12 protein-coding genes and 1 pseudogene are annotated in these 10,918 nt (G+C 52.0%); 3 read left to right on the plus strand and 10 right to left on the minus strand.

What is annotated here, in order from left to right; all coding sequences use genetic code 11:
- Positions 1-682: Tn3 family transposase (locus R7Z77_RS23005; RefSeq protein ID WP_206947111.1), on the plus strand; the 682-nt coding region annotated here is incomplete at its 5' end.
- Between the two features lie 84 nt (positions 683-766).
- On the opposite strand, the gene R7Z77_RS23010 is transcribed toward R7Z77_RS23005, so the two are convergent.
- Positions 767-1,177, minus strand: a complete 411-nt coding sequence (locus R7Z77_RS23010; RefSeq protein ID WP_159408524.1) for a hypothetical protein — start codon at positions 1,175-1,177, stop codon at positions 767-769.
- A 631-nt stretch (positions 1,178-1,808) separates the two neighbouring features.
- Positions 1,809-2,441, minus strand: coding sequence for a tetracycline resistance transcriptional repressor TetR(E) (locus tag R7Z77_RS23015; protein WP_017411289.1), 633 nt, complete (start codon positions 2,439-2,441; stop codon positions 1,809-1,811).
- An 80-nt stretch (positions 2,442-2,521) separates the two neighbouring features.
- Here R7Z77_RS23015 and tet(E) point away from each other — a divergent pair, with 80 nt between their 5' ends.
- Positions 2,522-3,739 (plus strand): tetracycline efflux MFS transporter Tet(E), encoded by a 1,218-nt coding sequence (gene tet(E) / locus R7Z77_RS23020; RefSeq protein WP_017411290.1) that lies wholly within the window; start codon positions 2,522-2,524, stop codon positions 3,737-3,739.
- 291 nt (positions 3,740-4,030) lie between these two features.
- Here the strand turns inward: tet(E) and R7Z77_RS23025 are convergent, their stop codons facing one another.
- The 8 genes from R7Z77_RS23025 to R7Z77_RS23070 all read right to left on the minus strand — a co-directional run bounded on the left by R7Z77_RS23025 (position 4,031) and on the right by R7Z77_RS23070 (position 10,172).
- On the minus strand, positions 4,031-4,600 hold the full coding sequence (locus R7Z77_RS23025) for a recombinase family protein (protein WP_011191339.1): 570 nt from the start codon (positions 4,598-4,600) through the stop codon (positions 4,031-4,033).
- Between the two features lie 291 nt (positions 4,601-4,891).
- A complete protein-coding gene (locus tag R7Z77_RS23035; RefSeq protein ID WP_001389365.1) occupies positions 4,892-5,656 on the minus strand; it encodes an IS6-like element IS6100 family transposase in 765 nt (254 codons plus the stop codon).
- Between the two features lie 506 nt (positions 5,657-6,162).
- The gene (locus R7Z77_RS23045) at positions 6,163-6,663 is read right to left on the minus strand and encodes a GNAT family N-acetyltransferase (RefSeq protein WP_000376623.1); all 501 of its coding nucleotides are present in this window, start codon (positions 6,661-6,663) and stop codon (positions 6,163-6,165) included.
- 127 nt (positions 6,664-6,790) lie between these two features.
- Positions 6,791-7,630, minus strand: a complete 840-nt coding sequence (gene sul1, locus R7Z77_RS23050) for a sulfonamide-resistant dihydropteroate synthase Sul1 (protein WP_000259031.1) — start codon at positions 7,628-7,630, stop codon at positions 6,791-6,793.
- Complete coding sequence (locus R7Z77_RS23055; protein WP_000679427.1) at positions 7,624-7,971, minus strand: quaternary ammonium compound efflux SMR transporter QacE delta 1; 348 nt, start codon at positions 7,969-7,971, stop codon at positions 7,624-7,626. Before R7Z77_RS23055 ends, sul1 begins: the two co-directional genes overlap by 7 nt.
- Positions 7,972-8,087: 116 nt before the next feature.
- Entirely contained in the window at positions 8,088-8,933 is an 846-nt protein-coding gene (locus tag R7Z77_RS23060) for an ANT(3'')-Ia family aminoglycoside nucleotidyltransferase AadA16 (RefSeq protein ID WP_001749984.1), read from the minus strand.
- A gap of 180 nt (positions 8,934-9,113) precedes the next feature.
- Positions 9,114-9,587: a trimethoprim-resistant dihydrofolate reductase DfrA27 gene (gene dfrA27, locus R7Z77_RS23065; protein ID WP_001749985.1), complete on the minus strand. Its 474-nt coding sequence runs from the start codon at positions 9,585-9,587 to the stop codon at positions 9,114-9,116.
- 132 nt (positions 9,588-9,719) lie between these two features.
- A complete protein-coding gene (locus R7Z77_RS23070) occupies positions 9,720-10,172 on the minus strand; it encodes an NAD(+)--rifampin ADP-ribosyltransferase Arr-3 (protein ID WP_001749986.1) in 453 nt (150 codons plus the stop codon).
- A gap of 172 nt (positions 10,173-10,344) precedes the next feature.
- Between R7Z77_RS23070 and intI1 the strand changes: the two are divergent.
- Positions 10,345-10,842: pseudogene (gene intI1 / locus R7Z77_RS23075) on the plus strand (class 1 integron integrase IntI1); the annotation flags it as partial.
- Positions 10,843-10,918: the final 76 nt, after the last annotated feature.

Here is a 10,918-nt window from a genome sequence, read left to right on the forward strand (position 1 = left end):
CGCCTTACTGGATCTATGCGGTTACAGTTTTGCACCGCGATACGCGCAGTTCAGTAGTGTCATCAATGATCTGTTTGCCGTAACTGAAAATGAACACGGCGGCACCAACCTTGCCCTGAAAAAGCCCATCAGGACGAATGTCATCGAAACGGGATGGCAGGATATTAGGCGCATTGTTCTGTCACTTCAGACAAAGCGAACGACACAGGCAATGCTGGTAAGAAAGTTGTCTGGTTATCCTTCGGGGCACCCGACATTACAGGCGCTGACGGAGTATAATCGACTGGTCAAAGCGCAATATTTACTGGATTACATAGACAATGCCAGTTTGCGGCAGTACGTTCAGCGTGCCCTTAACCGGGGAGAAGCGTGGCACTTCCTGAGACGGGCTATTGCGTCGGTGAATGGCGATCAGTTCCGAGGCAAAAACGAGAGTGAAATCGCTATCTGGAATGAATGTGCAAGATTGCTTGCCAACGCGATCATCTACTTCAACTCCGCGATACTGAGTCATCTGCTGGGACACTTTGAAGCGAGAGGAGATGAAGAGAAAGCGGGTATCACTCGTGCTGTTTCGCCCGTTGCGTGGCAAAATATCAACTTAAGCGGAACGTATAACTTCACTAATACTGGGAAATTGCCCAATATTGGCGAAATAACAAGGCCGATAGTGGATGATTAGGCTCCAAGCTGAAAGTAAACCACCTCCGCAGCCATTTATTGGTGTGGTCTACAGAGGATTATGTCTTTTTAGAGGGGAAAATCCCTAGAACCCCGTTATGGCCAGGGCTTCATCACGATCCAGATTCAAGCCGAACCCTCTCTTATAAGCGGCTTCAAGGTGTGGCCAGTTCATAGCCTGGTCAGTGTTTACAACGTGAACCCCGTCGCTATCGCTTGGCTCGTCTTGTTCAACGGCGCGAATATAAATATGGCTTCCCTCTAACTCTGATTCGTATTGACGGGAAACATGGACAGCCACTTTCAGGGCTTCCACTGGTTCATAACGCTTGGCGTCTTCCAGGTCGCCAAATTCTTGCCCGTCCCAAAAACGTCCTTGGTCATCACGCAGAATACCGAGTTTTTGATTGTCTTCTGAATTAGACAGGGCGGTATCAATTTCACGCTCGAATTTATCCGTAATTACCGGCCCGGTGTTTTCTTCTACTTTATCCACGGTCGCCACCTTATTAAGAGTTGCTTCAACTTGTTCCCGTACAACCTCAAGCCCTCTTGACTGGCCAAGGTCATTAAAATCCGAAAAGCCTTTTTCAATCTCTTGATTATTGAAAATAGGGGTTTGAGCAATGCCATTTGTTATGGTGGCTGCTTGCTCGGCTTTTTCCTTACCCTTGTTTGCTGTGTTTTTACGGTGATCACAACCATTTAAGTTGGAAACTGGCAGATCAAAGTATTCAATGAGTTAACGATACCAAATGTGACATTTAAGTTGGAAACTCAAAAGTAATACTACATCTGCTCCGTGAGCAAACAGGACATTTAAGTTGGAAAACAGGCTCTATTTGACGTGATGGGGAGGGTGCGAACAAATCCTTGACACGAGATCATCAGATTTTCTTAGTACCATGGATGAGAACCAACGTGAGCCATCAACTGACCTTCGCTGACTACGAGTTCAATGGCAAACACCGCCAGACCCGCAAAGAAATCCCCCTCTTGTTCGGATCTCCCTAATTTATCAAAGGCTATGCACATACACATTTTCAAGAATATTTGTCGCGTGAAAAATAAAAATCACTGGCGATAGATTTAAAATTACTACCGTTAGTACTGCCCCATAGACAGCATCATTTATTATTACCCTGGATGGACATATATTTTTCATCTAATTGTGCAGAGAATCCAACTATTAATGATTTCAGCCCGAAATGGAAGGCCGTTTCAGCAGTGGTTCTCGTCTGAACATTAAATGCCTCCTGTAATAATGGTGGCACAGCGTCCATCACTGTATTGTATTCTGTCGGGTTTGTGGCTTGCTCTTCCAATACTGCACCCAGCGTAAAATGGCTGATAGATTGCAGAATGAAAAGAGCCTCCTCGACCGAAAACCCTGCATCGCATAGACAGCGTAGTTGCGCCTCTGCTTGTTCAAACTGGGGGGGCGTAGGAGAGGTCCCTATATGCAATCGGGCTCCATCACGATGGACCAATAATGCTTTACGGAAACTCAGAGCATTTTCCTGGAGAAACTGCTGCCAACTCTCAGTCGGTAACGGTACTGAACGGGTGTGATGCTTCACCAGTATTGCCTCTGAAAGCATGTTCATAAGGGTCTGCTTGTTGCGCACGTGCCAATACAGAGTCGGTTGCTCAATTTTGAGGGACTGCGCCAGCTTACGCGTAGTCAGGCCCTCTAGCCCCTCTCTGTCCAGCAGGGTGAGCGCCATTGAAATTACGTCGTCCAAGCTTAGTCGTGCCATCACTATCTCCTTTCGCTGTTGACAATCTATCACTGATAGAGTTACTTTTCAAACCTTATCACCGATAGAGAGCGTTAACTATGAACCGCACTGTGATGATGGCACTGGTCATCATTTTTTTAGATGCCATGGGGATTGGCATAATTATGCCTGTCTTACCGGCGTTATTACGGGAGTTTGTTGGAAAGGCTAATGTTGCGGAGAACTACGGTGTTTTATTGGCGCTGTATGCAATGATGCAAGTGATTTTTGCCCCTCTTCTCGGCCGCTGGTCAGATCGCATAGGTCGTCGCCCTGTATTATTACTTTCACTTTTAGGTGCAACACTGGACTACGCATTAATGGCAACAGCCAGCGTAGTGTGGGTGTTGTATCTGGGACGCTTAATTGCTGGTATTACCGGTGCGACTGGAGCTGTTGCAGCCTCAACAATTGCCGATGTCACACCTGAGGAATCCAGGACACATTGGTTTGGTATGATGGGTGCCTGTTTTGGTGGCGGTATGATTGCTGGACCAGTCATTGGTGGTTTTGCAGGTCAACTTTCGGTACAGGCACCGTTTATGTTCGCTGCTGCTATTAACGGGCTGGCATTTCTGGTCTCCCTATTCATTTTACATGAGACCCATAATGCTAATCAGGTTAGTGACGAGATAAAGAATGAAACAATCAATGAAACCACATCCTCCATACGCGAGATGATCTCCCCATTATCGGGATTGCTAGTTGTCTTTTTCATCATTCAATTGATTGGCCAAATCCCTGCAACATTATGGGTTTTATTCGGAGAAGAGCGCTTCGTATGGGATGGCGTAATGGTCGGTGTTTCATTGGCTGTGTTTGGGCTTACACACGCACTGTTTCAAGGACTTGCTGCTGGTTTTATCGCTAAACATTTGGGAGATCAGAAAGCTATCGTGGTTGGCATCTTGGCTGATGGCTGTGGCCTACTTTTATTGGCAGTCATTACGCAAAGCTGGATGGTTTGGCCAGTTGTGCTGTTACTCGCTTGTGGTGGCATAACTCTTCCCGCTTTGCAGGGAATTATATCTGTTCGTGTCGGTCAGGTAGCACAAGGACAATTGCAAGGGTTGCTGACCAGTTTGACACACCTCACGGGTGTAATCGGTCCACTTATTTTTGCATTTTTGTATAGTGCAACCCACGAATCTTGGAATGGTTGGGTGTGGATAGTTGGATGCGGATTGTATGTAGTTGCACTGACTATACTGAGGTTTTTCTATCCCGGCAGGGCTGCCCACCCGAAAAATCAGAGCAATTCACAGCCATTTCTTTAAATGGTAATGGTAACTGTATGCCCCCAATTCCTAGACGTGAAACCGACCGTTGCACAGCATCAGAAATTGTGAATGTAGCACATTGGACTACTACGAGAACCTACAATGCAAGCCATACTATTTGAGTAGTATTAACGCTACTCCATAACGACTGTCGCCATACTGAAAGTATGGTAAACAGAATAAAGAACTGTCTTCCACAATTGCAAGCCACCATGCCAATCTGTCAGCGCATAATGCTTTTTTATGTTAAATGGCAGTGCGAGAAGTGAGCTATGATGCGGCTTTCAGCTAGGTATCAGATGGCGACAATCTCGCCAATGCTGCGTTTAAAGTCGGCCTAGACACACCAAAGTGTTTTGCAACTTCAGCTTTCGTTATCTCTACATCCGACAGCATGGCCCTTGCCTTCCTGGCGTCTTCATCTGACATGGCCAAGGGTCGCCCACCGCGTCGCCCTCTTGCCCTTGCTGCCTCCAACCCGGCCCGTGTGCGCTCTTGCAGTCGTGCGCGTTCGTATTCAGCCAAGGCCGCAAACACATGGAACACTAGAGCCCCGTTCGCCGTTGTGGTGTCTATGTCTGATTGGGTTAGGGAGCGGAACCCGATCCCCTGGCGCTTCAACGAGCTGACTATCTCGATCAGGTCTTTGATGCTCCTTCCCAGTCGGTCTAAGTGCCACACAATCAACGTATCCCCTTCCCTCAAGGTATCTAGGCACCGTTCAAGCTCTGGGCGTTCTGTGCTGGCCCCTGATAGCTTCTCAACGTAAACGCGCTGACACCCGGCCTTGTCCAGGGCGTCCAGTTGCAGCGCCGTTTCTTGCTTGTCCCTTGATACCCTGGCGTAACCTATCAGCATGTAACCTCCAAAAAACGCGCCTTTTCTTTCCTTGATATTTTGACGGGTTATTTTACGTGAAAAGCGGCAGGATCGGGGAGGTGGCTGTCATTTTCAGAAGACGACTGCACCAGTTGATTGGGCGTAATGGCTGTTGTGCAGCCAGCTCCTGACAGTTCAATATCAGAAGTGATCTGCACCAATCTCGACTATGCTCAATACTCGTGTGCACCAAAGCGAGGTGAGCATGGCGACGGAGGCTCTGTTGCAAAGATTGGCGGCAGTCAGAGGTAGGCTGTCGCTCTGCGCCGATCAGGCGGCTGCTGCGAAATGGTGGTTGAGCATGCCCATGGCCTCCGTCAGCGCCGAGGGCCCAATGCCAAAAGCTCTCTCCACAAGGCGCACCTCGCCCCTGATGCCGGGCTGCAGGCACCAGGGGCGAGCCTGTCCTTTGCGCAGGGCTCGCATGACTTCGAATCCCTTGATCGTGGCATAGGCCGTGGGGATCGATTTGAAACCGCGCACCGGCTTGATCAGTATCTTGAGCTTTCCGTGATCGGCCTCGATCACGTTATTGAGATACTTCACCTGCCGGTGGGCCGTCTCCCGGTCCAGCTTTCCTTCGCGCTTCAATTCGGTGATCGCTGCACCATAGCTCGGCGCTTTGTCGGTATTGAGCGTGGCAGGCTTTTCCCAGTGCTTCAGGCCTCGCAGGGCCTTGCCCAGGAACCGCTTCGCTGCCTTGGCGCTGCGGGTCGGCGACAGGTAGAAATCGATCGTGTCGCCCCGCTTGTCGACTGCCCGGTACAGGTAGGTCCACTTGCCCCGCACCTTGACGTAGGTTTCATCCAGGCGCCAGCTCGGATCAAAGCCACGCCGCCAGAACCAGCGCAGCCGCTTCTCCATCTCCGGGGCGTAGCACTGGACCCAGCGATAGATCGTCGTATGGTCGACCGAAATGCCGCGTTCCGCCAGCATTTCCTCAAGGTCGCGATAGCTGATCGGATAGCGACAATACCAGCGCACCGCCCACAGGATCACATCACCCTGGAAATGGCGCCACTTGAAATCCGTCATCGTTCCGTCCGTCCAATCTCCGCCAAGCATGCTCAAGCTTCACGATTTTTGCAACAGAGCCCACACGAGTATTGAGCATAGTCGAGATTGGTGCAGATCACTTCTGATATTGAACTGTCAGGAGCTGGCTGCACAACAGCCATTACGCCCAATCAACTGGTGCAGTCGTCTTCTGAAAATGACATTTGGTATCTCTCATAAACGGATGTTTTTGAGAGAACTATCTTCGGCCTTCACACGCACGAAAGGCGGCGAAGCTCCGCCGTTAATCCGTCCGCCGGAGATCTCGCCCAGGCAGGCTGAAGGCCGAGCAAGCCTGACAGGCCCGAAAAGCCCGGCACGGGCGTCGGCGGCGATGACGGCGGCGGCATTATCCAGGGTTGATGATGGAAGTGGAGGATATCGACAACCTCTCGCGCAACCAAGACATCGCGGTCGGACTGCAAGTGATCTTGAAGCCACGGGCCCGTCCCACCCCGACATGGACCTCGATGCCCGAACGGACGTTAGATTTCGAGTTCTAGGCGTTCTGCGATGAAGGTTGGATCCCAGCCGGGATTGAAAGTGTCGACGTGGGTGAATCCGAGCCGCTCGTATAGGCCACGCAGGTTCGGGTGGCAGTCGAGCCGCAGCTTGGCGCACCCCTGCGTTCGCGCGGCATGGCGGCAAGCCTCGATCAGCGCGGAGCTGACACCCCGGCCCGCATGTGTCCGTCGCACCGCGAGCTTGTGCAGATATGCGGCCTCCCCCTTGAGGGCGTCGGGCCAGAACTCGGGATCCTCGGCCGACAAGGTGCAACAGCCGACGATGCCGTCGCTGCAACTCGCGACTAGGAGCTCGGATCTCAGGACGAAGGTCTCCGCGAATGTCCGGTCGATCCGCGCGACGTCCCAGGCGGGCGTTCCCTTGGCGGACATCCACGCCGCAGCGTCGTGCATCAGCCGCACAACCTCGTCGATATCACCCGAGCAGGCGACCCGAACGTTCGGAGGCTCCTCGCTGTCCATTCGCTCCCCTGGCGCGGTATGAACCGCCGCCTCATAGTGCAGTTTGATCCTGACGAGCCCAGCATGTCTGCGCCCACCTTCGCGGAACCTGACCAGGGTCCGCTAGCGGGCGGCCGGAAGGTGAATGCTAGGCATGATCTAACCCTCGGTCTCTGGCGTCGCGACTGCGAAATTTCGCGAGGGTTTCCGAGAAGGTGATTGCGCTTCGCAGATCTCCAGGCGCGTGGGTGCGGACGTAGTCAGCGCCATTGCCGATCGCGTGAAGTTCCGCCGCAAGGCTCGCTGGACCCAGATCCTTTACAGGAAGGCCAACGGTGGCGCCCAAGAAGGATTTCCGCGACACCGAGACCAATAGCGGAAGCCCCAACGCCGACTTCAGCTTTTGAAGGTTCGACAGCACGTGCAGCGATGTTTCCGGTGCGGGGCTCAAGAAAAATCCCATCCCCGGATCGAGGATGAGCCGGTCGGCAGCGACCCCGCTCCGTCGCAAGGCGGAAACCCGCGCCTCGAAGAACCGCACAATCTCGTCGAGCGCGTCTTCGGGTCGAAGGTGACCGGTGCGGGTGGCGATGCCATCCCGCTGCGCTGAGTGCATAACCACCAGCCTGCAGTCCGCCTCAGCAATATCGGGATAGAGCGCAGGGTCAGGAAATCCTTGGATATCGTTCAGGTAGCCCACGCCGCGCTTGAGCGCATAGCGCTGGGTTTCCGGTTGGAAGCTGTCGATTGAAACACGGTGCATCTGATCGGACAGGGCGTCTAAGAGCGGCGCAATACGTCTGATCTCATCGGCCGGCGATACAGGCCTCGCGTCCGGATGGCTGGCGGCCGGTCCGACATCCACGACGTCTGATCCGACTCGCAGCATTTCGATCGCCGCGGTGACAGCGCCGGCGGGGTCTAGCCGCCGGCTCTCATCGAAGAAGGAGTCCTCGGTGAGATTCAGAATGCCGAACACCGTCACCATGGCGTCGGCCTCCGCAGCGACTTCCACGATGGGGATCGGGCGAGCAAAAAGGCAGCAATTATGAGCCCCATACCTACAAAGCCCCACGCATCAAGCTTTTGCCCATGAAGCAACCAGGCAATGGCTGTAATTATGACGACGCCGAGTCCCGACCAGACTGCATAAGCAACACCGACAGGGATGGATTTCAGAACCAGAGAAAGAAAATAAAATGCGATGCCATAACCGATTATGACAACGGCGGAAGGGGCAAGCTTAGTAAAGCCCTCGCTAGATTTTAATGCGGATGTTGCGATTACTTCGCCAACTATTGCGATAACAAGAAAAAGCCAGCCTTTCATGATATATCTCCCAATTTGTGTAGGGCTTATTATGCACGCTTAAAAATAATAAAAGCAGACTTGACCTGATAGTTTGGCTGTGAGCAATTATGTGCTTAGTGCATCTAACGCCTGAATTAAGCTGCGCCGCGAAGCGGCGTCGGCTTGAATGAACTGTTAGACATCATTGGCGTGGAGCCGAGCAGACTGGCGGCTTCGTGCTTCACAAAGTAAATGAACGCAGTCAACTGATCAGCGCGTGAGGCCAAGCAATCCATCCCTTGTCCAAGGTAAGCCTGCTGGGCTTCAAGCAGCACGGGCTGATGTTGGACGGGCAGGCGTTCCATTACCCAGTTGGCAGCTACATCCTTCGGCGCGATCTTGCCGGTTGCTGCGCTGTACCAAATGCGAGACAAAGTAAGCACTACATTCCGCTCGTCGCCTGCCCAATCCGGTTGTGAGTTCCATAGTTTCAAGGTGTCGGCCAGTGCTTTGAATAGATCGCTTTCCGGGACTGAGTTGAAGAAATCTTCCGCGGCCGAACCTGCCAAGGCAAGGCTGTGTTGCCTTGCTTTAGTTAGCAGAATAGCCAGATCAACATCGGTTGTCGCGGGCTCGAAGATGCCCGCAAGAATGTCCTTGCGCTGCCACTCCCCGAATTGCAGTTCCCGTCTGGCTGGATAACGCCAAGGAACAACATCGCCGTACACGACGATGGTAACTTCCAAGGCACGGAGAGCTTCACTTTGGCCGGGAGAAGCGGAAACTTCCAGGAAATCTACGAACAGAGCCTGCCGCACAGTCTCATCGAGCTGTGCAGTCACAGTAACCAGCAAATCAATATCACTGCATGGCTTCAGGCCACCGTCGAGTGCAGAGCCGTACAAATGCACGGCCAGCAACGTCGATCCCAGATGATGCTCGATGACGTTGAGTGCCTGTGATAGCTGTACCGAAATCTCGGCGGGCACTGCGTTGCTCATGATGTCTAACTCCCAATTTGTGTAGGGCTTATTATGCACGCTTAAAAATAATAAAAGCAGACTTGACCTGATAGTTTGGCTGTGAGCAATTATGTGCTTAGTGCATCTAACGCCGCTAAGCAGCGGCACATTTTGCGTTTTGAGCGCAGCGAAGCAAAATGTGTCCGATGGCTTGGATGGTTAACCCCTTTGCCAGATTTGATAGCGATAATTTATATTTGAATGAAATTCCTGCTCGAACACCACATTGAACTCTTTGGGGATTTCCGGAAAGAAAACATTGCCCTCTGGCTCGGAATCTATTGTCGAGATATGTAGCGTGTCGGCATGGGCGATCAGACTCTTGTAGATCTCTCCACCACCAGAAACAACAACATGGTTCGTAAGAGTCTTTAGCTCCCTCATTGCTGCTTCTATAGATGGAAACACAACCACATCATCGTTAGTAGCTACCGATCCTGAGCGGCTGACAACTGCATACTTTCTATTTGGGAGAGCCCCCATTGCCTCAAATGTTTTACGGCCGACTAAGAGCCATTGATTGTAAGTTATTGCTTTAAAAAGCAGCTGCTCACCTTTAGCGTTCCACGGGATATCCGAGCCGCAGCCAATAACCCCATTTCTTGCTTTTGCAGCCATTAGTGATATTTTCACGATACTCCTTTGGGTTAACGCCGCCATAAACGGCGACAGGGTGGCGCGCCTATTGCGCATAAAATGGCGAAGCCATGCGCAACAGGCGCGGAATCTCTGGCGTCCGGTTTGATGGCTTTGTTATGCAAAGGACTAGTCTTCAATGACGTGTAAACCACGGCGCTTTAAGTCCTCCAACGAATCCAACATTCCCCTTATTAATTCAACAGGATGCCCCTCCCAGTCTTCAACAACGCCAACAATTCTCAAGGGTTCGCAGGTTCTATAGGACTGTGTTGGATTACCGGGAAATCTTTTGTTCGTAAGATTCGGATCGTCTTCGAACGGTCCTGTTGGCTCAACTATGTATATGTAGCCGCGACCCTCGAGGCCAGACAGTGACATAGCAAGTTCAGCTCCCCAAACTGCTGGCTCCATCAAGGCTGAAAAGTAGATGTGCTTAAGAATACGACCGTCCTCGAAATGAGAGATGAACCCTGTGGTTAGCAAGTCACCAATCGCCAAATTGGCTTTGGTTCCATGATAGAACGGTCCTTGCACCTGCTTGTAATTATCATGAGAGATGGGAATCCAATCTTTTACCATTTTAAGACCCTTAATTGTTGGGATTTGGCTGCATAACTTTGTTTTAGGGCGACTGCCCTGCTGCGTAACATCGTTGCTGCTCCATAACATCAAACATCGACCCACGGCGTAACGCGCTTGCTGCTTGGATGCCCGAGGCATAGACTGTACAAAAAAACAGTCATAACAAGCCATGAAAACCGCCACTGCGCCGTTACCACCGCTGCGTTCGGTCAAGGTTCTGGACCAGTTGCGTGAGCGCATACGCTACTTGCATTACAGCTTACCAACCGAACAGGCTTATGTCCACTGGGTTCGTGCCTTCATCCGTTTCCACGGTGTGCGTCACCCGGCAACCTTGGGCAGCAGCGAAGTCGAGGCATTTCTGTCCTGGCTGGCGAACGAGCGCAAGGTTTCGGTCTCCACGCATCGTCAGGCATTGGCGGCCTTGCTGTTCTTCTACGGCAAGGTGCTGTGCACGGATCTGCCCTGGCTTCAGGAGATCGGAAGACCTCGGCCGTCGCGGCGCTTGCCGGTGGTGCTGACCCCGGATGAAGTGGTTCGCATCCTCGGTTTTCTGGAAGGCGAGCATCGTTTGTTCGCCCAGCTTCTGTATGGAACGGGCATGCGGATCAGTGAGGGTTTGCAACTGCGGGTCAAGGATCTGGATTTCGATCACGGCACGATCATGGGGTTCTAGGGATTTTCCCCTCTAAAAAGACATAATCCTCTGTAGACCACACCAATAAATGGCTGCGGAGGTGGTT

It is taken from the genome of Vibrio sp. 1401 (assembly GCF_033340295.1).

Excerpts from the sequence above, each read along its gene's own strand:
- R7Z77_RS23015 (WP_017411289.1), bottom strand. The coding sequence starts at position 2,441 with ATGGCACGACTAAGCTTGGACGACGTAATTTCAATGGCGCTCACCCTG.
- R7Z77_RS23025 (WP_011191339.1), bottom strand. The coding sequence starts at position 4,600 with ATGCTGATAGGTTACGCCAGGGTATCAAGGGACAAGCAAGAAACGGCG.
- R7Z77_RS23035 (WP_001389365.1), bottom strand. The coding sequence starts at position 5,656 with ATGACGGATTTCAAGTGGCGCCATTTCCAGGGTGATGTGATCCTGTGG.
- R7Z77_RS23045 (WP_000376623.1), bottom strand. The coding sequence starts at position 6,663 with ATGGACAGCGAGGAGCCTCCGAACGTTCGGGTCGCCTGCTCGGGTGAT.
- sul1 (WP_000259031.1), bottom strand. The coding sequence starts at position 7,630 with ATGGTGACGGTGTTCGGCATTCTGAATCTCACCGAGGACTCCTTCTTC.
- R7Z77_RS23055 (WP_000679427.1), bottom strand. The coding sequence starts at position 7,971 with ATGAAAGGCTGGCTTTTTCTTGTTATCGCAATAGTTGGCGAAGTAATC.
- R7Z77_RS23060 (WP_001749984.1), bottom strand. The coding sequence starts at position 8,933 with ATGAGCAACGCAGTGCCCGCCGAGATTTCGGTACAGCTATCACAGGCA.
- R7Z77_RS23070 (WP_001749986.1), bottom strand. The coding sequence starts at position 10,172 with ATGGTAAAAGATTGGATTCCCATCTCTCATGATAATTACAAGCAGGTG.